Origin of the sequence: Micromonospora sp. NPDC023814 (assembly GCF_040639595.1) — a bacterium.
Taxonomy (GTDB): domain Bacteria; phylum Actinomycetota; class Actinomycetes; order Mycobacteriales; family Micromonosporaceae; genus Micromonospora.
The window spans coordinates 1-23829 of the sequence record NZ_JBFAAF010000075.1 but is presented as its reverse complement, the minus strand read 5'-3'; the positions used below and the strand labels follow the sequence as shown (position 1 = coordinate 23829).

The window sequence follows — 23829 nt, the reverse complement described above, 5'->3', positions numbered from 1 at the left end:
GGGCCGGAGGCGTCCCGGCCGGGACCCTACAGCGCTCCGCCCCAGTTGTCGGTGGTGAGTCGGCCGGTGGTGTCGTCGATGAAGCGGTGTTCGAGCGTGCCGTTCGTCGTCCGGTAGAACACGTGGTGCTGGTTGGGAGTCGACAGTCCCGCCGGGTCGTCGGTCACCACACCACGAGCGCCCCAGTCGTCGACGCCCGGGTTGATCCCCGGCCACCAGTACCAGTGGACCAGGTCGCCCGAAGCCGTACGGGCGAAGACGTGCTGCTGATCGCGGTGCACGAACGCGTGCGGGTTCCCCACGAACCCACCACCGGGCCACACGCCACCGTTGAGCGTGCCGGACGGATCGTCGAAGAACCGATGCTGCAACCTGCCGTCGGCATTGCGGAAGAACACGTGGTGCTGGTTGCCGCCGTAGGAGAACCCGGTCGGATCCGACGCCACACCCGAGGTCACACCCCAGTTGTCCGTGCCCGGACTGGTGCCCGGCCACCAGTACCAGTGGATCAACCCACCCGAGGCCGTACGGGCGAAGACGTGCTGCTGGTCCCGATGCACGAACGCGTGCGGGTTCCCCACGAACCCACCACCCGGCCACACCCCACCGGCGATCTGGCCCGTGTTCAGGTCGTAGAAGCGGTGCTCCAGCTTCCCCTCCGGATTGCGGTAGAACACGTGCTGCTGACTGCCGTACGCGAAGCCGGTCGGATTCGACATCACCCGCCCGACCGTGTTCCAGTCGTCCAAGCCGGGAGAGGCCATGCCCGGCCCGAACCACCAGTGTCGCAACGTGTTGTCGCTCCCCCGCGCGAACACGTGCTGCTGACCGGCGTGCGAATACCCGACCGCCTTGCCCGTGAGCGGGCCCCCGCCCCAGTCCGCCCGCACCAGTCCCGCACCCGGCGACCACGACAGGTTCACCAACGACCCCGCCGCACCCACCGCCACGACGTGCTGCCCGTCGCCGAAACCGAACGCCCGACCGGCGACGGGCTCGGCGGGGCGACCGCAGTTGTCGCTGGTGAGGTACCGCTGGTGGTAGGAGCCCGGATACGGCGCGAGGGAGATGCCGTTGATGACGATGCTCTGCCCGACGCCGTTGTACAGCTGCTCGTAGTGGATGTGCGCGCCGGATGAGTTGCCGGTGTTGCCGGTCAGCCCGATCTGCTGGCCCTGGGCGACTGTCGCGCCGTTGGCCACCGAGTAGGCGGCGAGGTGGAAGTAGTAGGTCTTCCATCCGCCGCCGTGCTCGATAGCGATGTAGTTGCCCGCGCCGCTGGGCTGCGAGTAGCGGTAGGCGGTGCCGGCTGCCGAGGCGAGCACGGGGGTGCCGTCGGTGACCCCGCCGTCGGCCCGGACGAAGTCCAGCGCCTGGCGGACCTCGCTGCTGTGGTGGCTGTAGGTCCACCGTTGCCCGCACGGGAACGGGGCTTTGAAGGTGGGCGCGACGGCGCCGGCGGGTGTGCCGGCCGCCACGGCCAGCGCCGCCCACGTCACCACGGCGGCCACGAGCGCCACGCCCAGTCGGCGGACGATGCCTACGGTACGCACGGGCGGCTCCTCGCTGCGGTGGTGGCGGCTGCGGGAACGGGCTGCGCGATCTGCGGTCGCGCCGGCCCGCCGGTCGGTCTGGGCGGTGCTCGGAGCGCGGGCGAGCGGGGCTCCGATGGCGCGAGTCTGAAGAAGGCGGTGACGCCTGTCAATGGATTGACGAAAGTTTCCGGCAGGGTGTCACTAGCCACCCGTAAACATCCTTCGGCGCTGGAGCGCGCTTGACCGCACCGGACGTTGGCCGTAGCTTCCAGCTACACATCGACGGGGATCGCTGACCGGGTCGGCATCCGTTCCGGCGCCACAGTTCTCCGCCCTGCCCGCCGCCCGCTCGCGACAAGGACGGTCATGACGATCAACCGCCGCTCACTGCTCGGGAAGGTCGCCGTGGTCGGCGCGGCCGCCGCGGTCGCGCCGGCCCTGGCCCCCGGCGCGGCCCAGGCCGCCTACTGGAAGAAGCGCCTCACCGGCGCCGACCTGGACACCAACCACCGGTGGCAGGTCGCCGGCACCGACCTCGGCATACCGTACGTGCTGGAGAACGGCTCCATCGGCTACCTGTTCGGCGACACCTTCAACACGCCGTGGCCGGAGGGCCCGCCGCTGCCCAACGACTGGCGTTCACCGGTGATGCTGCGCTCCTACGTCCACCCGGGGTCGAGCGGTGGGATCGTCTTCGACAGCGCCGCCCGGGTCGCCGGCAACGGGCGGGCTCCCGAGCTGATGCACAACGGCCACAACGGCGTCGGCATCGACGGCCTCTGGGAGGTGACCGTCATCCCCAACGACGGCATCAGCTTCCCCGAGACCGGCCGCCAGCTCGTCTCGTACATGAGCATCGAGAACTGGAACTCCGCCGGCCCCGCCGGGCCGCACTGGAAGTCGCGCTACGCGGGGCTGGCCTACAGCGACAACGGCAACGACTTCGTCCGTACGCCGCTGAAGTGGTGGAACGACGGCACCAACACGGACCCCTTCCAGATGTGGACGATGCAGCGCGACGGAGACTGGGTGTACGTCTTCTCGGTGCGCTCGGGCCGGCAGGACGGCCCGATGATGCTGCGCCGCGTTCGCTGGGACCGGCTCTTCTATCCCGAGTCCTACGAGGGCTGGGGCTGGAACGGCAGCAACTGGGGCTGGGGCCGCCCGTGCACGCCGATCCTCACCGGCCGGTTCGGCGAGCCGTCGGTGCGGCGGCTCGCCGACGGCACCTGGGTGATGTCCTACCTCAACTGCGCGACCGGCTGCATCGTCACCCGCACCGCCGGCGGGCCGGACCAGGTCTGGACGGCGGAGAAGGTCCAGGTCACGTCGTGGCAGGAGCCCGGGCTCTACGGCGGCTTCATCCACCCGTGGTCCAGCCGCCGGGCCAACGACCTGCACCTGATGGTGTCGAAGTGGACCAGGACGCCCGACAACCGGAGCACCGCGTACCACGTCAGTCAGTTCGTCGCGTCGGCGTGAACCCGCCGGACGGAGGCGGGCGCGCAGCAGTCGTCACGCCGGGTCGACGCGGCCCCGGCGCTGGAGGGAAACCATGAGCGAGAGTGGCAACGTCCGTCGTCGGGTGAGCCGCCGGCGCCTGCTGGCCGGCACGGCGGGAGTCGCCGCCGCCGGAGCGTTCGTCGGGGCGTTCTCCGCGTCGTCCCCCGCGGTCGCCGCTGTCGACGGCCACGGCCTGCACATCGTCGACCGCAACGAGAACCCCGGCCGGCTGCAGTACTACCGCTTCGCCACCGCCGCCGTCGAGTGGAACCCGGCGGTCAACGTCCTGCTGCCCGACGGCTACCACACCAGCGGCAGGCGCTATCCCGTGCTGTACCTCCTGCACGGCGGCGGAGCCGACTTCCGCACCTTCCACCTGCAGGACAACATCATCAATCTCACCGCCGGCCGGGAGATCATCGTCGTCATGCCGGACGCCTCGACCGGCTGGTACTCGAACCCGGTGCACAGCAACACCGGTCCCCGCAACTGGGAGACCTTCCACATGGCGCAACTGCTGCCGTGGATCGAGTCGAACTTCCGCACGTTCCCGGAGTACGACGGACGCGCGGTCGCCGGGTTCTCGATGGGCGGGTTCGGCGCCCTCAAGTACGCCGCGAAGTACTACGGCCACTTCTGTTCGGTCAGCTCCCACTCCGGTCCGGCCAGCCTGCGCCGGGACTTCGGCCTGGTCGTGCACTGGGCCAACGCCACCTCGGCGGCGCTGGACCTGGGCGGCGGCACGGTCTACGGCGCACCGCTGTGGGACGAGGCCCGGGTCAGCGCCGACAACCCCGTCCAGCGCATCGGCAGCTACCACAACAAGCGCGTCTTCCTCGCCGCCGGCACCTCGCCCGACCCGGTCAACTGGTTCGACACCGTCAACGAGACCCAGGTGCTGGCCGGCCAGCGCGAGTTCCGGGCGGCTCTCGCCCGCGCCGGCATCCCGCACGAGTGGCGCGAGGTTCCCGGGGGCCACTACTTCCGGCACGAGCTCTTCGTCCAGGACCTCGACGGCATGCTCCGCCGCCTCCGCCGCGCCGGCTGACCTCGTCGACGTCCCCGCCGCGCCACGGCTCGGGTGGCGCGGCGGGGACGTCGTCGCAGGCTGCGCGGTGCGCGGGATCCGCGCGCCGGCGGGCACTCACCGCGGCGCGGCGGGCTGCCGGCCGGGATCGTCGGGCGCGGTGATGGTGACGTCGAAGACGTCGAGGAGGCCGAGCAGTCCCGCGAGGGCGACGGCTTCGTCGCGTTTGAGGATGATGCTGCGGGTGGCGTCGGGGTCGTCGCCGTCGTGGTAGACCAACTCACGCCGGCCGCCGGCGTAGTGGGTCACCACCCCGACGCGGCATCCGGCGTCGGTGGTGAACATGCGGCGAAAACCGATGCCGGGCAGCGGTGTCAGTTCGACGTCCATCGGAACTCCAGGTAATGAGGGAACCGCAGCCGTGGGCGCGGTGCGGTGACGGCCGGACGAGGGGCACGTCCGGCTGCGGCGGCGACGGCAGGCACGGCGCGTCGTCGCCTCGCCGTGCGGGACCGTCGCCTGGGGTCAGCCGGTGAGCAGCAGGCGCAGGCCGGCGAGCGTGGCCAGGTGCGGATCCGGGGGCATCGTGACGGTGCGGCCGGTCAGGGCGGCCAGCCGGGCCGCGAGCCCCGGATGCGCCGCCCCGCCGCCGGTGATCAGCAGCCGACGTCGACCCGGGCCGACCGGGCGGGCGCCGACGCGGCGCACGGCGGCCGCGATGAACGGCACCTGGTCTACGGCGTTGGGCACGTCGACGTGCTCGGCGGCGGCGACCGCGCGGTCGGCGATGCGGGCGATCTCGGTGCGGCCGTGCCCGATGTCGACGGCGACGACATCGTCCCGGTCCAGGTCGGCCTGGCAGGCCAGGGCGGCCGCCAGCGGCTCCTCCACGGTGGCGACGCGCCCGCCGAGCGCCCGGCGGACCACCGCGACGAGGAGGTTCTTCTGCTGCAACGTGGCGGTGGCCGGCACGCCGACGACGACCGGTGAGACGTCGTCGCCCGGCCGCCCGGCGGCCGCCGCCACCACCCGCAACAGGTGTACGCAGGTGAAGAAGTCCTCCACCACGCCGTGCCGCACCGGCCACAACAGCTTCGCGCCGCTGGTGGCACGCAGGTCCATCGCGGCGCGCCCGACGGCATGGCCGCCGGAGGGTATCCGCGCGACGACGGCGGGTTCGGTGACGACCTCCCCGTGCACCGGGGTCCACACGCGCACCGTCGACGTGCCGAGGTCGAGGGCGACGGGATGCCGTACGCCGAGGCGGGCGTACGCGCCGGGAGCCAGCATGCTCATCGCCCCCGCGCCGGAGCGGGCGCGGCGGCGCACGTCGTCGGTCGGGGCGGTCCGTCACCGACGGACAGGGAACGGGGGCACGTGTCGTGACGCAGGGTCGGCATGGTGCTCCAAGCCACGGGCCGGCGCCGTAGGGCGTCGGGAGGCGAACAGGCTTCAGACGGCGAACGTCAGCCTGGGCGGAGCACGGTCCGCCGACCACGCCGGCACGCACCCGGGGACGGCCCGCCGCGTGCACCGGAACACGATGCACAGCCCGACGGCCCGCGCCGCCGACAGCACCATGACCAGCACGGCCAGCATCAGCAGCGCCGACAGCGAGACGCGCTTGCCGACGCGGCGGAGACCGTGCCGATCCTGCATGGCCGACACCATAGCCGGGCGACCGGCCGCTCGGCCACGGCGTTCGACGGGCGCCACCCGGCCGCCGGTTCCGCAAGCCCTGGCGCCGGGACAGATAGCTGACTAAAGTCAGGTTTCATGACCTCGGATCAGCTCGTCGCCGCGGTGCGGCGGTTCAACCGGACGGTGACCCAGCGGGTGGGCGCCCTCGACGACGCGTACATGGCGCGCGGGCGTCCCCTCGCGCAGGCGCGGGTGCTGTGGGAGATCGGCCCCGGTGGCAGCGAGGTCGCGGCGCTCCGGGCCCGGCTCGGGCTGGACTCGGGCCACCTCAGCCGGCTCCTGCGCACCCTGGAGCACGACGGGCTGGTCACCGTCGGGCCCTCCGACCCTTTCGGGGGCGACGGGCGGGTACGGGTCGCCACGCTCACCGACGCCGGCCGGGCGGAGTGGTCCGAACTCGACAGGCGCTCCGACGAGTTCGCCTCGTCGATCCTCGCGCCGCTGTCCGCGCGGCGCCGGGAGCGGCTCGTCGCGGCGATGGCCGAGGTCGAGCGGCTGCTCGTCGCGTCGATGGTGGTCATCGCACCCTGCCCGCCCGGCGACCCGCGGGCCCGGGCCTCCACGCGGGCCTATGCCCGGGAGGTCTCCCGACGCTTCGACGACGGGTTCGATCCGAGCCGGAGCAACCCGGTGCACGACGAGGACCTCGTCCCGCCGGCCGGCCTGTTCCTGCTCGCCACCCTCAACGGCGAGCCCGTCGGGTGCGGCGCGGTCAAGCTCCACCGCGACGCGCCCGCCGAGATCAAGCGGGTCTGGGTGGCGGACACCGTACGCGGGCTCGGGGTCGGGCGGCGGATGCTCGGCGAGCTGGAACGACACGCCGCCGCACGGGGCCGGACCGCCGTCCGGCTGGACACCAATCGCAACCTCACCGAGGCGATCGCGATGTACCGCGCGGCCGGCTACCGGGAGATCGAGCCCTACAACACCGAGCACTACGCGCACCACTGGTTCGAGAAGCGCCTGACGCCGTGACGTGTCGACCGCCACGCCGCCGCCCGACGGCGAGCCCGGGCGACGGGCGACGGGCAACGGGCGACGGGCGACGGGCAACGGGGCGGAACGACGCCAGCAGGGCGACGGGAATGGCGAATCAATTGACGCCGGCCCTCGTTCCCGCTGCGCGCATTCTGCTCTGACCGCCATGGGCCGGGGCACCAATCCGGGTAGTTTCTCCGTGTGGCCCACCCCCATTGCCGTGTGACGATGACGACGGTGGGGAATTGCCGTCTCCGGCGTACCGAATGACGGGCCCCGGCATTTCTTCCGGGCCGACTCGGCGGGCGCGGAAACCATCGCGGAGCGTTGATCGGAGTGGTCACGACGCGGCGGCTTCCGGCCGAACGGCCTCGCCAGTGGGCGGTCGGCGGGCAAGCAGCTCCCTGCGGCGCCCGGTCAGCGCTGGGGCGGCGCGGACGACTCCGGGACCAGCGGGTCGTGCGCGGCGTGCCGCAGTTGGCGGGTGCCGACGGCCTCGGCCAGCGCGAACGCGCACAGGGCGCCGGCGAGGACGGCCAGCCCCGCCAGCCGGGACACCGTGGTGGTCACCGCCGTCAGCCCGACCAGCGCCACGATCGCGACGAGCCGCAGGCCACGGACCCGGTGCTGGATGCGCCACCAGAAGGCCTGGTCGGCGAGGAGGAAGACGATCACCCCGCCGTAGAGGGTGAGGTGGGACATGTCCCACCACCCGACGGGTCCGGCGACCCGCTCGACCTCCGCCACCGTCTTGCGCAGCCCGAGCGCGACCAGCACGACCCCGACGATCATCGGCAGGTGCGAGTACGTGTACGCCTCGAGCGCGAGCCGGCTGCGCCGGCCGTCGTGCAGTCTCTGCACGCCTCGCTGCCCCGCGGTGGCGTCGACGTCGAAGTACACCCACCAGAGCATCGCGACCACCACCAGGCTCAGCACGGAGGCGACGACCACGGGCACGGAGACCGCGCGGTTGCTCACCGACGCGCCGGTCGAGACGATCGCTCCGCCGAGCGCGACGAGGATGATCAGGCCGAACCGGTCGGCCCAGTGCTCGGCGGAGCGGACCGGCCAGTGCCGGGCGTTGAGCAGGTAACCGCTGCCGAGTTCGACGATGATGGCCGCCGCCCACAGGGCGGCGCGGATGGGCTCGAAGGCCTGCGGATCGTCCGACGACGGCGAGAGGATGGCGGCGGCGTAGAGCAGCGCGAGCGCCACGGCGGCCGACGCCGCGAGGCGCACCAACTGGCCGCGGAACAGTCGGTCCTTCCGGGCGACCGTCCAGAACGCGACGAAGTTCAGGGCGCGCACGAGGCCGTAACACGTCACGAAGACCAGCGGTCCCGGCAGGCCGCCGGGCAGGTCGATGAAGACCGCCGGCACGGCGATGGCGATCACCAGGATGCCCGCCGCGGCGCCGAGGAGCAGGAGCCGGGCGAGGGCGTTCTCGGTGCGGAACGAGCTGCCGAGCCAGGCGTAGCTGCACCACGCCCACCAGAGCAGCACGAGCACCGCCAGCCCCTGGAGCAGCCCGCGCCAGCCGGGTTGCGCGGTCATCAGCTCGGTGACCTGGATGAAGGCGTAGACGAAGACCAGGTCGAGGAAGAGTTCCTTGGGCGTGACTCCGGTGGAGCGCTCGGTGACCGGCTCGATCGCCCGGTGCAGTGCCCGGTGCCGCACCCGAAAGACGGTACGGTCGAGCAGGACCAGGCTGACCACTGCGGCGGCGAGCAGCCCCAGCTGGGCGACCACCGGCGTCCGCGCCGCCACCGGGGCGAGCGCCAGCACCAGGACGAGGCCGACGAGCGGCCCGCGGCCCCAGATGCCGATCGTCCTGCGCTCGAAGGCGATCAGGGCGATCAGGTACAGCGCCACCCCGCCGTACAGGGCGAAGAGGCCGAGCGCCGGCTCCGACCGCACCGACTGGAACGCCACGTTGTTGAACGTGTGCTTGAGCCCGAGCGAGAGCAGGATCAACCCGACGATCATCGGCAGGTGCAGGAACGTGTACGCGTCCCGGGCGAGCCGCGCGCGGGCGACACCGGAGGCCTGTTCCAGCGCGTCCTCGGCGGAGAACCTGGCGATGTCGAAGTACGTCCACCAGAGCACGCCCACCAGCAGCATGCTGAGCACGGCGCCCCCGACCACCCCCCAGGTGACCGGGCTGGCCCAGCCGACACCCTGGCCCGTGCCGGCCGAGATGATGATCTCGCCGAACGCCACCAGGATGATCAGATGGAACCGCTCGGTCCAGTGCTTGACGGACTGGACGCGCCACCAGCCCACGCCGATGATCGCTATCCCGAGGTACTCGACGAGGAACGCGGCCAGCAGCAGCGCGAAGCGGACCCACTCCCGGGCTTCGCCGTCGGCACCGAACGTGCCGATGGGCAGGAGGCCCGCGACCAGCAACAACGGCGCGGCGGCGAGCAGGGGCACCCAGACACGCGGGTACGTACGCCGGGCGGCGGGATCCCGCCAGACGGCGACGGTGGCCACCAGCAGCGCGCCGGAGCGGACGACCAGGTAGCAGACCACGACGACCAGCGGCCCGTGCAGGCCGCCCGGCTTGTCGGAGAACGTTTCGTTGAGGGTCACCCCCACGACCAGGATCAGCGCCGCCAGGCCGAAGATGACCACCGGCATGACGCCCCGGTCCACCCGGACGACGTTGCCGAGCCAGGCGTACGACAGCCAGCAGGTCCACAGCAGGACCAGCAGCACCACGCCGTGCAGCAGGCTCGCGACGGTCAGGTCGGACGCGGCCGTGCCGGACACGGTGATGAAGGCGAAGACGAAGATCAGGTCGAGGAAGAGCTCCAGCCGGCTGACCGCGCTGGACTCCCCGACCAGCTGGATCCGGCCGGCCGCCACCGTCGGCCCCTTCTCGGTCACGCACCCACTCTGCCAAGGCCCGGCGGGGTGGACAGCGGATCCGGGAAGCGGGCCCGGGGGTCGGCGTCGCCCGGCCGGCGCGCCCGGCGGTCCGCGCGGGGCGGCGACGACAGGTCCGCATTTCGCGCCGTCGATTTCTGCGTCATTTCCCTGCCGGCCCACCCGGATTCTCCAGTCGTCCACCGAAATCGTCGCGGGCGAGCCGTCGGGCGCCGCCGCATTGGCGGCGGCGGCCCGTGGTGGAGTCAAGAAGACGAAAGTCACGCTTTCTCGGATTCCCCGCGCGGCCCGTCCTTTTGTAGGCTCTGTGGGCCGGTTTCCCGGCCCGGTCGGCACGTGATTTCCGACGCCGAGGCACTACCCGCCACCCGTCTCCGCCCATTCCAGAGGGGCGGCGCCGTCGGCTGCGGTGACGCGTGTCCGGGCATGCCGGGGCGCCGGCCAGGTCCATCGACGACACGACACGGGAGCACGACACATGCAGGGGACATCCGCAGCACGCCGCCGGGTGACGCCGGCCCGACGGCGCCTTCTCACCGCACTGCTCGCCGCCACGGTGGGCGTCGCCGCGGCGGCGCCCCCCGCCCGGGCCGCGGACACCGGCTACGTGTCGGCGACCTCGGTGGAGGCCCTCGGCGGCGACCTGTCCACGGTGAGCCCCACGGTGCAGACCACCTATTCCGGCGACCCGCTGCGCCCCGCCGACTACCTCAAGCCCATGGGTCCGCTGGGCCACTACGGGCTGATCGGCCCCTGGGGGCCGCTCGGCGTCGCCGGTCCGATCGGCGTCGAGCCGTGGCACCCGTCAAGCTGGATCACCGGGACGGTCTGGGACGACTGGGCAGGCATGCTCGGCTGGTACGGCGGGCCGATGAGCGAGTGGGGCCCGCTCGGCCCCGACGGCCCGCTGTCGCCGGAGGCGTACCACGAGACGCTGCCCAGCCTGGGTGACTTCAGCAAGCAGGTCCAGGCCGGCGGCGTGTGGGGCGTGCTGGGCCCCGTCGGGCCGCTCGGCCCGCTCGGCCCATTGGGTCCGCTCGGCCCGGCCGGCGCGCACGGGCTCGGGCGCACGGCCGACGGCGCGTACGTCACCAGCGGCGGCGCGGTACGCCGTACCGCGACCGTGCCGTACGGGACCTCCACCCGCAGCTACGAGCTGTACGAGCAATACCGCGACGAGTACGCCCGCGGTCTCGGCTACGGCAACGACACCTCGTTCATGGTGGAGCGCAGCACGCTGTCGCCCGGCAGCTCCGTCGACTACCGGTTCACCTCCCACAGCACCCAGTGGGTCACCGTCAACGTCGTCCCGAAGTGGATGCGCTACGACCTCGCCACCCTGTCCGGGTACGTGACCAGCGCCGCGAACAACCACCTGGACTACCCGAGCGGCGCGGCGGGTGGCACGGCGCTCGTGGACGACTTCGACCTGCGGCTGACCGACGACACGGGGCGGGTGCTCGCCGTGTCGAACTCCGTCGAGCTGGCCGACACGATCCAGGTCCAGGTTGCCGCCGGCACGCGGCTGAACCTGCGGGTCACCCACCACCAGCGTGGCTCCTACCTCGGCTACCACGACGGCTACCGGCTCTTCGTCACCGGCTCCACGCCGCACATCGCGGGCACCGACATCACCGGCGCCCACCAGCGCCCCGTCGGGACGGGGTGATCCCGCCCGGAGGTCGTCCCGCCTGATGCGCGGGCCGCACCCGGTGGCGCCGTCGGTCCGTCCGCACGGCGCCACCGGGTCGCGCCGTGCGGAGCGAAGATCGAGGCCCGTTGCCGTAGCGCGCGGCTCCATCGACGGGGTAGAAACATGCCACGTCGAGAGAGCGCTCTCACGGAGAGGACGGTCCCCATGAGAACCCAGTCCACCCGCGGACGACGACTCGGCCGGGCGCTCGTGCTCGGCCTCGTGTTGACGACCACCGCCAGCACCGCCGGCACGGCCGCCGCCGGGCCGCCCCGCCCCGGCACGCCGGACTTCGGGCCCCACGTGACGATCTTCGATCCAGGCATGCCCGTCGGCGAGATCCAGGCGACCCTGGACGCGGCGCACGCCCGGCAGGTCGACGACGAGATGGGCACCGCGCGGCACGCGTACCTCTTCATGCCCGGCACGTACGGCACCGCCGAGCAGCCGCTGCAGGTGAGGGTCGGCTACTACACAGAGGTCGCCGGCCTGGGCGTCTCCCCCACCGACGTCGGCATCAACGGCAAGGTCGAGGTCTACAACCGGTGCCTCTCCGGCGGCGGGACGGGCAACTGCATCGCCCTGGTCAACTTCTGGCGCACCCTGTCCAACCTGTCGATCGCCGTCAACGCCGCCGGCCAGGACGGCTGCCGCTCGTCGGCCAATTTCTGGGCGGTGTCGCAAGCGGTGTCGATGCGTCGGCTCGACATCAGCGGCGGTGGGCTGTCCCTGATGGACTACTGCACGGCGGGCCCGCAGTACGCCAGCGGCGGCTTCATCGCCGACTCGCGGCTGCCCCTCACCACGAACGGCTCGCAGCAGCAGTGGCTGACCCGCAACAGCGAGGTCGGCGGCTGGTCCAACGCGGTGTGGAACCAGGTCTTCGCGGGCACCGTGGGCGCCCCCGACGACGCCGGCTTCCCCGACCCGCCGTACACCACGCTGCACACCACGCCGCTCAGCCGGGAGAAGCCCTACCTGTACGTCGACGCGAAGGGCGGGTACCACGTCCGCGTACCCGCCGCCCGGCGCGACAGCCGGGGCATCTCCTGGGGCGCGGGCACGACACCGGGCCGGAGCATCCCGATCCGTGACTTCTTCGTCGCCCGGCCGTCGGACCCGGTGCACGTCATCAACCGCCAGCTCGCGCGCGGCAGGCACCTGCTGCTCACCCCCGGTGTGTACGACATCGCGCGCAGCATCGAGGTCAGGCGGCCCGACACCGTGGTCCTCGGCCTCGGCCACGCGACGCTGACCGCCGTGGACGGCGCCGTACCCCTGGACGTCGCCGGCGTCCCGGGCGTGGTCGTCGCCGGCGTCACCGTCGACGCCGGCCCCACCGAGTCGCCGGTGCTGCTGCGGGTGGGCCGCGAGCACGGCCGCAACGCCAGCACCCCACGCAACCCGATCACGCTGTCCGACGTGTACTTCCGGGTCGGCGGGCCGCATGTCGGCAGGGCGGACACCGCGCTGGAGGTCAACGCCGACCACGTCCTCATCGACCACACCTGGGTGTGGCGCGGGGACCACGGCGTCGAGGGCTTCACCGAGGGCGTGAACGGTGACACCGATCGCTGGCGGACCAACACCGGCCGCCACGGCGTCGTCGTCAACGGCGACCATGTGACGGCCACCGGCCTGTTCGTCGAGCACTTCCAGCGGTACAACACGGTCTGGACCGGCGAGCACGGCACGACGATCCTCTACCAGAACGAGCTTCCCTACGATCCGCCGACGCAGGCGGACTGGATGGACGGCGACGTCGAGGGCTGGGCCGGCTACAAGGTCGACGACCGGGTGCGGCACCACACCCTGCACGGCGGCGGGGTCTACGTGTTCAACCAGAACAACCCGTCGATCCACACCGAGAACGGCTTCGAGGTGCCGGTGACGCCCGGCGTGCGGCTGCACCACGTCATGACCGTGAACCTCAGCGCCGGCACCATCGACCACGTGGTCAACGGCGTGGGCGGGCCGGCCGACCCGACCCGGGTCGGCGCGCCGGTCTACGTCGCCCGGTATCCGACGCCCTGAGCGGCGGCTCTCGGCACGGGCCGGAGCCGTGCGGCTGCGGCCCGTGCCGGCGGGCGTCAGCCGGCGCAGTTGTAGTTCTGCACCGGCTGGGTCAGCTTCTCCTGGCTGCCGAACTTCGCGTAGACCCGCAGGTAGCACGGCAGTTCGACGTCACCGTAGTAGCTCTGGACCGCGTTGTCGTAGTGCGTGGTGCCGCTCTGCGCGACCTGCCAGCCACCCGCGTCGCCCGACTGGATCTCCCAGTAGACGTCACCCGAACAGCCCTGCAGCCCCTGGGACCAGGCGATCATGTTGGCGCCGTTGTAGATCTCGGACTGCACGAGGGTGCAGCTCGCCGCCTGCGCCGGGGCGGCGCCGGCCAACAACCCCACGGTCAGCAGGGCCCCCGCTCCGACCGCTGACATCAGCTTGCGCATGACCAGTCTCCTCCACGATGGACGGTAGGTGGTCCCCAGGAGGGTAGTCGCTCTGGAGATAAGTTCCAAGAGGATCATCAATGGAGACGAAAACTTTTATCGAGACGTCCCGCCGCCGGCGAACACGAGGTCGAGGTGGGCGTCCAACGCGGCGAGCGCCTGCTCGGCGGTGTAGTGGCCGCCGAGCAGGTGGACACCCAGCCCCTCCATCAGCGCCAGCACGCCGGCCGCGTACTCGTCCCGCCGGGGACCCGGGATGAGACCGGCGACGAAGGCGCGCAGCTGGTCGGTGTCCTCGCGCATGCCGGCGGCCACGTCCGGCCGCACCGCCGCGTACGCGAGGAACGCCAGGGCTACCCGCCCGTCGGCGAGCGACTCCTCGGACAGCGGTAGCAGCGCGGCGACCATCGTGCGGAGCAGCAGCCGGGGGGCCGGGTCCTCGCCGAGCCGGGCGATCGCGTCGGTCACCCGGGCCTGGCTGCGCTCCCGCACGACGGTCATGGCGAAGGCCATCATCTCGTCCTTGGTGCGGAAGTAGTGCTGGACCATTCCGGCCGAGACCCCGGCCTCGGCCGCCACGTGACGCAGGCTCACGGCCTCCACGCCCTGACGCGCGGCGACGCGCATCAGGGCGGCCGCGATCAGCGTGCGCCGTTCGTGGCGGTCGACCTTCTTCGGCATGGCCTCATGCTGTCACGACGCGGACGCCTCGCCGACCACCGACGGCTCCGCGGCCCTGGGGGCGGGGTGCAGGGCCACCGTGCCGGCGGCGGCGTCCACCGTGACGAGTTGGCCGGTCCGGATCCTGCGGGTGGCGTCGGGGACGCAGATGACGGCGGGGATGCCGTACTCCCGGGCGACCGTCGGGCCGTGCGCCATCACCGCCCCCGTCTCGGTGACCAGCGCGGCGGCGGTGAGGAACAGGGGCGTCCAACCCGGGTCGGTGGTGGCAGCGACCAGCACGTCGCCGGGTTCGACGTGGGCGGTGGCCGGGTCGTGGACCACCCGGGCCGGGCCGGTCGCCCGGCCCGCCGCCGCGCCCACCCCCCGGAGGGCGCCGTCCGGGGCCGGCGGCGGCGCGAGGACGGCCTCGATGTCGGTGCCGTCGGAGAGCAGGGCCACCGGCACCGCCGGGCGGCGCAGTTCCCGCCGGTACGTCGCGCGGCGCGCGGCGACCGTCGAGCGGTGGTCGGCGCCGTCGTGCACGGCCGCGTGCGCCTCGTCGAGGGTGAGGAACATGATGTCGTCGGGCCGCCCCAGCAGCCCCCGCTCCGCCAGCTCGGCGCCGACGAGCAGCAGTTGACGGCGCATCTCCCGCAGCCGGTAGAGGCCGGCGAACTTGCCGGCCTCCCGCAGGCCGGCCAGCATCCGTGCCCGGCGCAGGAGGAATCCGGCGATCCGGCCGCGGACGGGCCGGCGCCGGCGCGCCCGGGCGACGAGGTCCGCGCAGGCGGCCTCGGCGGCCTCGGCGGCGCGGGCGAAGCGCCGGTCCGGGGCCTGCTCCGGGTCGGTGACGCGCAGGTAGTTGGCGATCATCGCGAAGACCGGGGTCGGGTCCTCGTCCCAGCGCGGCACCCCGAGGTCGACCTCGGCGGCGGCGCGGTGGCCGTAGCGGTCCAGGAACGCCGCCAGGCCGATGTCGGGCAGCGTTCCCCGCGCGTACGCCGTGGCCAGGTCGTGCGGCGGGGTGGCGAGCAGCAGGTGACGGTGCGCGGCGGCCTGCTGGCTCAGCCGCCACAACGCCAGGTCCATCTCGATGGTGACGTTGTGCGGCATGCCGCCCAGCACCGTGTCGATCTCGCCGGGGCCGGCCACGCCCCGCAGCAGCGCGGCCGGCAGCGTGGCGGCGAGCATCCCGGCGACGATCGGCCAGACGATGTCGTCGGGGCCGGCCGCCGGGTCCTCGTCGCGCACGTACCGCAGCCGCTCGGCGGCGGTGTCCAGCCCGGCGGGCGCGGCCGAGCCGACCCGGAGACGTTCGACCTCCCGGAACAGCCGGGCCCGGGCGGCCTCCGGGCGGGCCAGCGCCCGCACGACCCCGGTCGCCGCGCGGGCGGCGGTCCGCAGCGCCGGGCCGGTGGCCGTACGCCCCGGACCGGAAGCCGGCAGCGGCGCGAAACGCGGGTCGGCGAGCACGTGCTCCATCACCGCCTGGGCCCGCGGCCCGAAGTCCACCGCCATCAGCTTGACCAGCCGTTTGCGGGTCGACGGGTGCCGCGCGAGGTCGGTCAGGTCGCCGTACAGGCGCCCGCCGATGTCGGTGATCTCCACGGTCAGGCCGAACGACGCCAGCATCGCCGCCACCAGCGACTTCAGGGTGGACATGCCCATCGGGGTGGCGGGTTGCCGCATACCCTGCACGTGGCCGAACTCCAGGTAGACCCGGGGAGCCGGCCGCCCGGTCTCCGGCGGCAGCGGGAACAGCGTGGTGATCGGCCGCGACTGGAGCAGCCAGAGCACGCCCTGCCGGTCGTAGGCCCACTCGACGTCCTGCGGGCAGCCGAACCGTTCCTGGAGGCGACGACCCGCGTCCCGCAGCTCGTCCAGCCGCTCGGCGGTGAGCAGGCCGGCACCGGCCCGGGGCGATCCGTCGAGGACGTACCGCTCCACGGCGGCGCTGCCGTCCACGACGGCCGTGCCGAGCCCCTCGGCCGCCTCCACCATCATCTCGGTGCGGCAGCCGGTGAGCGGGTTGGCGGTGAACAGCACACCCGCGGTCACCGGGTCGACCATGCGCTGCACCAGGACGGCCATCCGCGCCGACGCGTGGTCGATCCCGTGGGCGTCGCGGTAGGCGACGGCGCGGGGGTCGTGCAGCGAGCGCCGGCATCCCTCGATCGCCGTCAGGAGATCGGCGATCCCGGTGACGGCGAGGAAGGTGTCCTGCTGCCCGGCAAAGCTGGCGTCCGGGAGGTCCTCCGCGGTCGCGCTGGAGCGCACCGCCACCGGTCCCCCGCCGAGCCGCTCGTACGCCTGCGTGACCTCGGCCCGCGGCACCACGCCCCGCTCGTGGGCGGCGGTGGTGACGCAGAAGCCGTCCGGCACCCGCTCGCCCGACCGCGCCAGCTCCGCCAGCCGGGCCGCCTTGCCGCCCACCAGCTCGGTCATGTCCCCGGTCACCTCGGACAACGCGATCACACGCATGCCGACACCCCTTTGCAATACACCTGCATTGCCATCACCGTACGTCGTTCGCAATGCAGGTGCAATGCCATAACCTCCGGCGACCCTCCCGGCGGAAGCGCAAATGGAAACCGTTATCGTTTGGCGAATCGCTCGCACGACGTTCCACCTGCCTCCGGAAGGACCCGCCAGCATGGCCCTCTCGCCCACCGCCACGCCGAGGCTGACCCGCCGCGGTCTGCTCGGCGCCGCCGCCCTCTCCGCCGCCGCCTCGACCGGTGTCGCGCTGACCGGCTGCGGCGTCCACACCGGCCCGGGCGGCGCCCCGTCCGGCCGGCCCCGGCGCGGCGGGCGGCTGCGGGCGGCGTTCGCCGGCGGCGGCGCCAACGAGACTCTCGACCCCCACCTGGCGAACCTGTTCAACGAGGCGTCGCGGGCCAAGGCGATGTTCGACAAGCTCGCCGACTACGGCCCCGACGTCTCCATCCGGCCCCGCCTCGCCGAAGGCTGGGAACCCGGCACCGACCTCACCCGGTGGCGGATCACCCTGCGCCAGGCCACCTTCCACGACGGCCGGCCGGTACGCGCCGCCGACGTCCTGTACAGCTACGCGCGGATCACCGACCCGACGCGGGCCTTCCGCGCCCGGGCGAGCCTCGACATGATCGACCTGGCCGCGAGCAGGGCGGTCGGCGACCGCGTCGTGGAGCTGGCCCTCAAACGACCCTTCGCCGAGTTCCCCAACGCCCTCGCGGCCTTCGGCGCCTACATCGTCCCCGAGGGCGCGGAGACCTTCGACCACCCCGTCGGCTCCGGCCCGTTCACGTTCGACACCTGGCGGCCGGGCCGGTCGCTGCTGCTGCGGCGGTACGCCGACCACTGGGACGGCGCGGCCCACCTCGACGAGCTGGAGTACCTGACCAGCAACGAGGAGTCCGCCCGGGTCAACGCCCTACTCGCCGGCCAGGTGGACTACGCGCACGACGTCACCCCGACCACCGCCCGCACGTACGCCGCCGACCGCCGGATGACCGTCACGCGGATGCCGAACAGCACCATGCAGTCCTTCGCGATGAAGGTGGACCGTCCCCCGTTCGACGACCGCGACCTGCGCGAGGCCATGTTCCTGCTGACCGACCGGCGGCAGCTCGTCGACACCGTGCTCGCCGGCTCCGGGCAGGTCGGTAACGACCTGTTCGGCAAGGGCTACCAGCACTACGCCGACGACATCGCCCAGCGCGCCCACGACCTCGACCGGGCCCGGTTCCTCGTCGACCGGGCCGGCGCCCGCGGCCTGCGCGTGCCGCTCGACACCGCGCCGGTGGCCAGCGGCTTCGTCGAGGCCGCCAGCGTCTTCGCCGAGCAGGCCAGGAAGGCCGGCCTCGTCGTCGAACCGAGGATCGGCGACAAGGACACCTACTGGAGGGACATCCTCGGCTCGGGCGTGCTGGCGTCGTACCGTTCCGGCGCCATGCCCATCGAGACGCACATCTCCCAGCGGCTGCTCACCCACTCCACCACCAACGCCACCAGGTGGGCCCGGCCCGACTTCGACGCCCACTACGCCAGGGCCGTCTCCAGCGCCGACGAGCAGGCCCGGCGGCAGGCGTACGGCGACATGCAGCGCATGCTGCACGCCGAGGGCGGCTTCCTGATCTGGGGCTTCGCCGACTTCCTCGTCGCCACCAGCCCACGGGTCGGCGGCGTCTCGGCCGACGCCCCCGCCAACACCCTCGACTGGGCCCGCTTCGACAAGGTCTGGCTGGGATGAGCCTGCCCCGCTACGCCGTCCGGCGGCTGCTGCTCGGCGTCGGGCAGGTCGTCGGCGTCGCCACCGTCGTCTTCGTGCTCACCGAGGCGCTGCCCGGTGACGCCGCCGTGGTGATCGCCGGTGACCAACCCGACCCGGCCCGCATCGCCCTGATCCGCGCGCACCTGCACCTGGACCAGCCGGCCTGGCAGCGCTACCTCGACTGGCTGACCGGCCTCCTCCGGGGCAACCTCGGCGTCTCGCTGGTCTCCCAGCGGCCGGTCGCCGAGCGGCTCGCCGACAGTGCCGGCGCCACCGTGCTGTTGGCGGCCCTCACCCTGACGGTGCTGGTGCCGCTGGCCGTGGGCGTCGGCATGCTGGCCGCCCGGCGCGAAGGGGGCCGGCTCGACCGGGCGCTGTCCGCCGCGTCCGTCGCCCTGTACGCCGTGCCGGAGTTCGCCCTGGCGGTCCTGCTCGTCGCCGGGTTCGGCGTACAGCTCGGCTGGTTGCCGCCCACGGCGTTCGGCGCCGACCTGTCCGCGCGGCCGGCGGTCCTCGTCCTGCCCCTGCTCGTCCTGCTGGCCCGGCCCGTCTGCACGATCAGCCGGCTCACCCGGGCCGGCATGGTGGACGCGCTGCGCGCCGACCACGTCGGGCACGCCCGGCGTCTCGGCATCACCGGCGGCCGACTCTGGCTGCGCCACGCGCTGCCCCACGCCCTGGCCCCGGTGGCCCAGCAGCTCGCCCGCACCACCGACTGGCTGCTCGGCGGCGTCATCGTCGTCGAGGCGGTGTTCGTCGTACCCGGTCTCGGCACCGCCCTCGTCGACGCCGTCTCCACCCGGGACGTCCCCGCGGTCCAGGCACTGTGCGTGCTCGTCGCCGTCACCGCCGTGGCCGTGAACCTGATCGCCGACCTGGTGGCGTTCCGGCTCGCGCCACGTACCGGAGCCGTCCGGTGAGGCCCCCGCTGCGTACGCTCGGCGCGGGCCTGCTGCTCGCCGTGCCGCTCGGCCTCGCCGTGCTCGGCCCCGCCCTGGCCGGCGACGCCACTGCCCGTGGTCTGCCGTTCGCCCCCGACGGGCCGCTCGGCACCGACTTCGTCGGCCGGGACGTCCTGCACCAGGTGCTGCTCGGCGGCCGGTCCGTGGTCCTGGTGGCCGTGGCCGCCACCCTGCTGGCCTACCTCGTCGGGGTCCCCGTCGGCCTGCTCGCCGCGACGACCCGCCGCCGGTGGGTCGACGAGATCCTCATGCGCCCGCTGGACCTGGTCCTCGCCGTGCCGTCCCTGCTGCTGCTGATCCTGGTGGCCGCCGTCGCACGGCCCGGGCCGGCCACCCTCGTCGGCGTCGTGGCGCTCGTCGCCCTTCCCGAGATCGCCCGGGTCACCCGGGCCGCCGCCCTGCCGCTCGCCCACGGGCCGGCGATGGAGGCGATGCGCCTGCACCGGGAGACGTGGTGGCGCCGAGCCGGCGGGTACGTGGGGCGCGGCGTCCGCCGGGTCCTGATCGCCGACGCCGGGGTCCGGTTCGTCGGCGCGGTCTACCTGGTCGCCACGGCCAGCTTCCTCGGCGTCGGCGTCGCCCCCGACGCCGCGGACTGGGCCGTGATGGTCGACCGCAACCGCACCGGACTGTTCCTGCAACCGTGGGCCGTCGTCGTACCGGCCGCGCTGGTCGTCGCCCTGGCGGTGGGCGTCAACCTGGTCGCCGACCAGGTGCTGGCCGCCCACGCCGACCCGGCCCCGCCGCCCGGGGACCGGACGCCGCCCGTCCGGGGCGCGCACCCGTCCCGCCGGGACCGCCGCTGCGGCCCGCAGGCTCCCGGAGCGGATCGGCGACCGCCGCCCGACGGGCCGCTCCTGCGGGTGCGGCGGCTGACCGCCGCGGCCGGGCAGCGACGGCTCGTCGACGGGGTGTCCTTCGACCTCGCCGCCGGGGAGATCCTCGCCGTCGTCGGTGCGTCGGGCAGCGGCAAGACCACCACCGGCCGGGCGCTGCTCGGCGAGACCACGCCGGGCGTCCGCCTCACCGGCGGGATCGCGCTGGCGGGCTCGGCCGTCGCCGCCGGCACGCCGCCCCCGGCCGGCACCGTCGGGTACGTCCCCCAGCAGCCCGCCGCGGCGCTCCATCCCCTTCGCCGCGTCGGCGCCGTGCTCGGCGAGATCGCCCGGCGCCACCCGCCCGGCCGGACCCGCCGCGCGCGTCGACAGGCGGTGGCCGACGTGCTCGACCGGATGGCCCTGCCCACCGACCGCCGGTTCCTGCGGCGCTTCCCCCACCAGCTCTCCGGCGGGCAGCAACAGCGATTGGTCATCGCCCACGCCCTGCTCTCGCGGGCGGTCCTCCTCGTCGCCGACGAACCCACCACCGGGCAGGACGCGCTCACCCGCCGCGACGTCGCGCGCGAACTGACGGCGCTCGCCCGCCACGGCATGGCGGTGGTCCTGCTGAGCCACGACCTGCCTCTCGTCCGCGCCGTCGCGGACCGCGTCCTGGTGCTGCGCCACGGGACCGCCGTCGCGCAGGGCCCGACGGCCGAGGTCCTGACGGCGCGGGACCACCACGACCGGCAGGAGGAGGCACCCGTCCCGCCGACCCGGGGCCCGGGCACCGGCCGGGAGGCCCCACCGCTGCTCGCCGTCACCGGCCTCGTGGCCACCCACCGCCACGGGGGTCTCCGGCGCACCGTCGTCCGCGGCGTCGGCGCGACGGTCGCCGCCGGGGAGTGCCTCGCCGTGGTCGGCCGGTCCGGCAGCGGCAAGACGACGCTGGCACGCTGCGTCGCCGGGCTGCACCCGCCGACCGGCGGCCGGGTCGCGCTCGCCGGCCGACGCCTCGACCCGCACCTCGACCGGCGGGACCGGCGCGACCTCGCGGCCGTCCAGTACGTGTTCCAGGACGCCCGGGCGAGCTTCGACGCGTACCGCCCGGTCCTCGACCAGGTCGCCCGCGCCGTCCGGCGCCTGCGGGGCGCCACCGACGCCGAGGCCCGGCGCACCGCCCTGCGCCTGCTCGACCAGGTGGGCCTCGCCGAACACACCGTGGCCGGCACGCCCGACCGGCTCTCCGGCGGGGAGTTGCACCGCGCGGCACTGGCCCGCGCCCTCGCCGGCGAACCCCGCGTGCTGATCTGCGACGAGATCACCGCCGGCCTGGACGGCGACGCCCGGGAGCGCATCCTCGCGCTGCTGGACGACCTACGCCGACGCCGCGACCTGGCGCTGGTCGTGATCAGTCACGACCGCGACGTCGTGGCCCGCCTCGCCGACCGGATCGTCGTGCTCGACGGCGGACGCGTCGTCGAGCAGGGACCCGCCAACGCCCTGCTCGGCGCGGCCCGACACCCGCTGACCCGTGCGCTGCTGCCCGCCGCCCCGCAGTGTCGGCAACGGGACGACGAGGAACGGCGGGCGGATCCGGCGGCGGCGACACGATGAGGGGAGAGACCATGCGGCAGTACCGACACGGCGTGGGCGCGTACGAGGTGCGGATGGCCGACGGCCGGCACCTCGACGGGGCCCGCAGCGTCATGCTCGCCACGTTCTACCGGGAGTTCGGCCACGGCTACCGTCCCGACTGGCACCACGACGTCATCGACCTGGCCGGCACCTACCTGACGCCGCAACCGCACGCCCTGTTCGTCGCGACCCGGGGCGACGAGGTCGTCGGCACCACCGCCGTCCGCGCCGCGGCGCCGAAGAGCCCACCGCACCCGCGCTCCCTCGCGGAACGCTTTCCCGAGGAGTCCACCGCGCAGCTCTTCCGGGTCTACGTCCGGCCCGAGCACCGCCGCCGGGGGCTCGCCCGCGCCCTCGTCGGTCTCGCCGTCGACTTCGTCGGCCGGCAACCCCGCTACCGGGACCTGTACCTGCACACCGACACCCGCGTCGACGGCGCCGAACGGTTCTGGCGGGCGGTGGCCGAGCCGGTGCACGACGCGCGTGACGGCCGGGCCGACACCCACCAGACCGTCCACTTCCGCATCCCGCTGGCCGGCCGCCGAGCGCGGGCGTAAGAATCCTTCCAGTCATCCATTGACTTCGATGATTTACGCCACAACAATCACCTCCTATATCGATGATTGTCGCTGTTGATCGGATCTGGAGGGGAGGTACCCGTGGTTGCTCTGAGAGGCGAGGTGTCGTGGTTCTGCTGCGGCAACGCCTGGGGTCCCTGCGGCTCGGCCGGTGGTGGTGCCTGCGGCACCTGTTCGTCCGGCAACTACCAGCACGCCTGGCCGAACACCTCGGACGCGTGCCTGGCCATCACCCGCCCGCACGTGTGCGGGATCAGCGGGATGAGCCGCCGCGGCTGCGGCTTCCGGCACTACACCACCAACCTCTGCAACGGTGCCCGGGTCGGCACCGCCATCGCCGACTGCGGCCCGCAGACCGACCTGTTCTGCGGCGAGCGCACCTGCTGCGGCTCGGCCTGCGGCAGCAACCGGATCATCGACCTGACGCCCGCGGCGTACAGCGCGATCGCCAGTCTCTCCACCGGGCTGCGGCCCTGCTCGGTCGACAGCGTCTGAACGGGAGGACCCCATGGACCAGACCCTGAGGCGCCGCCGGCTGCTCGCCACCGCCGCGCTCGGCGGCGTGGTCGGCGCCACCGGGCTCGGCTCGCTCGCCCCCGAGGCGGCGTTCGCCGCCGACGCCGCGACCGTCGAACCCGGCACGCCGGACCCGAACTTCGCCGAGGGCCGGATCAGCACGATCTCCGGCAACATGCTGCTGGTCACCGGCTCGGACACCGTGCTCCACTCGATCCGGATCACCGACGGCACGAGCATCTGGAAGCTGCACCCGACCACGTTCGACCGGGTCGCCGTCGGCGACGGGCTCTACGCCCGCGGCGTTCGCCTGCCCGACGGCACGCTCGCCGCGGACGCCGTGTGGGTCAACATCGTCAACCTGCACGGGCACATCGCGGCGGTCGGCCGCAACGTGCTGCACCTCGACCACAAGGGCCGTCGGATCGTCGCGCACGTCGTGCCGGACCGGTCCGCCGCCGTCTACAACGGCACCCCGGCCGTCAGCGACATGTCGCTGCTGCGGGTCGGCCGGCACGTTCAGGTGCTCGGCGCCTGGCACCCGGACACCAACGAGATCGACATCGCCACCGTCTACGCCGCCGCCTGACGGCGCGGCCTCCGGGCGGTCCGCGGCCGCGGAC

Annotated in this window: 19 protein-coding genes; 11 read left to right on the top strand and 8 right to left on the bottom strand. The window is 73.5% G+C overall.

Annotated features, from left to right (window positions below; all coding sequences use genetic code 11):
• Nucleotides 1-26: 26 nt before the first annotated feature.
• Entirely contained in the window at nucleotides 27-1520 is a 1494-nt protein-coding gene (locus AB0G14_RS29080; RefSeq protein WP_357702826.1) for a peptidoglycan DD-metalloendopeptidase family protein, read from the bottom strand.
• 381 nt (nucleotides 1521-1901) lie between these two features.
• Here AB0G14_RS29080 and AB0G14_RS29075 point away from each other — a divergent pair, with 381 nt between their 5' ends.
• Both AB0G14_RS29075 and AB0G14_RS29070 read left to right on the top strand, forming a co-directional pair.
• The gene (locus AB0G14_RS29075; protein ID WP_357702806.1) at nucleotides 1902-3017 is read left to right on the top strand and encodes a DUF4185 domain-containing protein; all 1116 of its coding nucleotides are present in this window, start codon (nucleotides 1902-1904) and stop codon (nucleotides 3015-3017) included.
• A gap of 73 nt (nucleotides 3018-3090) precedes the next feature.
• Nucleotides 3091-4086: an esterase family protein gene (locus tag AB0G14_RS29070; protein ID WP_357702804.1), complete on the top strand. Its 996-nt coding sequence runs from the start codon at nucleotides 3091-3093 to the stop codon at nucleotides 4084-4086.
• Nucleotides 4087-4182: 96 nt separating this feature from the next.
• On the opposite strand, the gene AB0G14_RS29065 is transcribed toward AB0G14_RS29070, so the two are convergent.
• From AB0G14_RS29065 to AB0G14_RS29055, 3 genes are all read right to left on the bottom strand, one after another.
• Complete coding sequence (locus tag AB0G14_RS29065; RefSeq protein WP_357702802.1) at nucleotides 4183-4455, bottom strand: potassium transporter TrkA; 273 nt, start codon at nucleotides 4453-4455, stop codon at nucleotides 4183-4185.
• A 135-nt stretch (nucleotides 4456-4590) separates the two neighbouring features.
• Nucleotides 4591-5361, bottom strand: coding sequence for a rod shape-determining protein (locus AB0G14_RS29060; RefSeq protein ID WP_357702800.1), 771 nt, complete (start codon nucleotides 5359-5361; stop codon nucleotides 4591-4593).
• 156 nt (nucleotides 5362-5517) lie between these two features.
• Entirely contained in the window at nucleotides 5518-5724 is a 207-nt protein-coding gene (locus AB0G14_RS29055; RefSeq protein ID WP_357702798.1) for a hypothetical protein, read from the bottom strand.
• 117 nt (nucleotides 5725-5841) lie between these two features.
• Between AB0G14_RS29055 and AB0G14_RS29050 the strand changes: the two genes are divergently transcribed.
• Nucleotides 5842-6741, top strand: coding sequence for a bifunctional helix-turn-helix transcriptional regulator/GNAT family N-acetyltransferase (locus AB0G14_RS29050; RefSeq protein ID WP_357702796.1), 900 nt, complete (start codon nucleotides 5842-5844; stop codon nucleotides 6739-6741).
• 420 nt (nucleotides 6742-7161) lie between these two features.
• Here AB0G14_RS29050 and AB0G14_RS29045 read toward each other — a convergent pair whose 3' ends face one another.
• Nucleotides 7162-9636 carry a low temperature requirement protein A gene (locus tag AB0G14_RS29045; protein ID WP_357702794.1) on the bottom strand — a complete coding sequence of 825 codons (2475 nt, stop codon included), beginning with the start codon at nucleotides 9634-9636 and terminating at the stop codon, nucleotides 7162-7164.
• Nucleotides 9637-10114: 478 nt separating this feature from the next.
• Between AB0G14_RS29045 and AB0G14_RS29040 the strand changes: the two genes are divergently transcribed.
• Together AB0G14_RS29040 and AB0G14_RS29035 are read left to right on the top strand one after the other, a co-directional pair.
• A complete protein-coding gene (locus tag AB0G14_RS29040; RefSeq protein WP_357702792.1) occupies nucleotides 10115-11305 on the top strand; it encodes a hypothetical protein in 1191 nt (396 codons plus the stop codon).
• Nucleotides 11306-11494: 189 nt separating this feature from the next.
• On the top strand, nucleotides 11495-13363 hold the full coding sequence (locus AB0G14_RS29035; protein ID WP_357702790.1) for an adenylyl cyclase: 1869 nt from the start codon (nucleotides 11495-11497) through the stop codon (nucleotides 13361-13363).
• Nucleotides 13364-13419: 56 nt separating this feature from the next.
• Here AB0G14_RS29035 and AB0G14_RS29030 read toward each other — a convergent pair whose 3' ends face one another.
• The 3 genes from AB0G14_RS29030 to AB0G14_RS29020 form a co-directional block, all read right to left on the bottom strand.
• Nucleotides 13420-13779: a hypothetical protein gene (locus AB0G14_RS29030; protein WP_357702788.1), complete on the bottom strand. Its 360-nt coding sequence runs from the start codon at nucleotides 13777-13779 to the stop codon at nucleotides 13420-13422.
• Between the two features lie 96 nt (nucleotides 13780-13875).
• On the bottom strand, nucleotides 13876-14460 hold the full coding sequence (locus AB0G14_RS29025; RefSeq protein ID WP_350708174.1) for a TetR family transcriptional regulator C-terminal domain-containing protein: 585 nt from the start codon (nucleotides 14458-14460) through the stop codon (nucleotides 13876-13878).
• 12 nt (nucleotides 14461-14472) lie between these two features.
• Nucleotides 14473-16923, bottom strand: a complete 2451-nt coding sequence (locus AB0G14_RS29020) for a PEP/pyruvate-binding domain-containing protein (RefSeq protein WP_357702786.1) — start codon at nucleotides 16921-16923, stop codon at nucleotides 14473-14475.
• A gap of 172 nt (nucleotides 16924-17095) precedes the next feature.
• On the opposite strand from AB0G14_RS29020, the gene AB0G14_RS29015 reads away from it, so the two are divergent.
• The 6 genes from AB0G14_RS29015 to AB0G14_RS28990 all read left to right on the top strand — a co-directional run bounded on the left by AB0G14_RS29015 (nucleotide 17096) and on the right by AB0G14_RS28990 (nucleotide 23795).
• Nucleotides 17096-18673, top strand: coding sequence for an ABC transporter substrate-binding protein (locus AB0G14_RS29015; RefSeq protein WP_357702784.1), 1578 nt, complete (start codon nucleotides 17096-17098; stop codon nucleotides 18671-18673).
• Nucleotides 18670-19614 carry an ABC transporter permease gene (locus AB0G14_RS29010; RefSeq protein ID WP_357702782.1) on the top strand — a complete coding sequence of 315 codons (945 nt, stop codon included), beginning with the start codon at nucleotides 18670-18672 and terminating at the stop codon, nucleotides 19612-19614. The genes AB0G14_RS29015 and AB0G14_RS29010 overlap by 4 nt, the downstream gene beginning before the upstream one ends.
• The gene (locus AB0G14_RS29005; protein WP_357702780.1) at nucleotides 19611-22091 is read left to right on the top strand and encodes an ATP-binding cassette domain-containing protein; all 2481 of its coding nucleotides are present in this window, start codon (nucleotides 19611-19613) and stop codon (nucleotides 22089-22091) included. The genes AB0G14_RS29010 and AB0G14_RS29005 overlap by 4 nt, the downstream gene beginning before the upstream one ends.
• A gap of 11 nt (nucleotides 22092-22102) precedes the next feature.
• The gene (locus AB0G14_RS29000) at nucleotides 22103-22669 is read left to right on the top strand and encodes a GNAT family N-acetyltransferase (RefSeq protein ID WP_357702778.1); all 567 of its coding nucleotides are present in this window, start codon (nucleotides 22103-22105) and stop codon (nucleotides 22667-22669) included.
• 102 nt (nucleotides 22670-22771) lie between these two features.
• The gene (locus tag AB0G14_RS28995) at nucleotides 22772-23185 is read left to right on the top strand and encodes a hypothetical protein (protein ID WP_350708163.1); all 414 of its coding nucleotides are present in this window, start codon (nucleotides 22772-22774) and stop codon (nucleotides 23183-23185) included.
• A 13-nt stretch (nucleotides 23186-23198) separates the two neighbouring features.
• Nucleotides 23199-23795: a cell wall protein gene (locus AB0G14_RS28990; RefSeq protein WP_350685971.1), complete on the top strand. Its 597-nt coding sequence runs from the start codon at nucleotides 23199-23201 to the stop codon at nucleotides 23793-23795.
• The last annotated feature ends 34 nt before the right edge of the window (nucleotides 23796-23829 follow it).

What these genes read in the sequence shown, in the direction of transcription:
- AB0G14_RS29010 (WP_357702782.1), top strand. Translation starts at nt 18,670, where the DNA reads ATGAGCCTGCCCCGCTACGCCGTCCGGCGGCTGCTGCTCGGCGTCGGG.
- AB0G14_RS29035 (WP_357702790.1), top strand. Translation starts at nt 11,495, where the DNA reads ATGAGAACCCAGTCCACCCGCGGACGACGACTCGGCCGGGCGCTCGTG.
- AB0G14_RS29000 (WP_357702778.1), top strand. Translation starts at nt 22,103, where the DNA reads ATGCGGCAGTACCGACACGGCGTGGGCGCGTACGAGGTGCGGATGGCC.
- AB0G14_RS29040 (WP_357702792.1), top strand. Translation starts at nt 10,115, where the DNA reads ATGCAGGGGACATCCGCAGCACGCCGCCGGGTGACGCCGGCCCGACGG.
- AB0G14_RS28990 (WP_350685971.1), top strand. Translation starts at nt 23,199, where the DNA reads ATGGACCAGACCCTGAGGCGCCGCCGGCTGCTCGCCACCGCCGCGCTC.
- AB0G14_RS29020 (WP_357702786.1), bottom strand. Translation starts at nt 16,923, where the DNA reads ATGCGTGTGATCGCGTTGTCCGAGGTGACCGGGGACATGACCGAGCTG.
- AB0G14_RS29025 (WP_350708174.1), bottom strand. Translation starts at nt 14,460, where the DNA reads ATGCCGAAGAAGGTCGACCGCCACGAACGGCGCACGCTGATCGCGGCC.
- AB0G14_RS29055 (WP_357702798.1), bottom strand. Translation starts at nt 5,724, where the DNA reads ATGCAGGATCGGCACGGTCTCCGCCGCGTCGGCAAGCGCGTCTCGCTG.
- AB0G14_RS29070 (WP_357702804.1), top strand. Translation starts at nt 3,091, where the DNA reads ATGAGCGAGAGTGGCAACGTCCGTCGTCGGGTGAGCCGCCGGCGCCTG.
- AB0G14_RS29030 (WP_357702788.1), bottom strand. Translation starts at nt 13,779, where the DNA reads ATGCGCAAGCTGATGTCAGCGGTCGGAGCGGGGGCCCTGCTGACCGTG.
- AB0G14_RS29075 (WP_357702806.1), top strand. Translation starts at nt 1,902, where the DNA reads ATGACGATCAACCGCCGCTCACTGCTCGGGAAGGTCGCCGTGGTCGGC.
- AB0G14_RS29015 (WP_357702784.1), top strand. Translation starts at nt 17,096, where the DNA reads ATGGCCCTCTCGCCCACCGCCACGCCGAGGCTGACCCGCCGCGGTCTG.
- AB0G14_RS29060 (WP_357702800.1), bottom strand. Translation starts at nt 5,361, where the DNA reads ATGAGCATGCTGGCTCCCGGCGCGTACGCCCGCCTCGGCGTACGGCAT.
- AB0G14_RS29065 (WP_357702802.1), bottom strand. Translation starts at nt 4,455, where the DNA reads ATGGACGTCGAACTGACACCGCTGCCCGGCATCGGTTTTCGCCGCATG.
- AB0G14_RS29050 (WP_357702796.1), top strand. Translation starts at nt 5,842, where the DNA reads ATGACCTCGGATCAGCTCGTCGCCGCGGTGCGGCGGTTCAACCGGACG.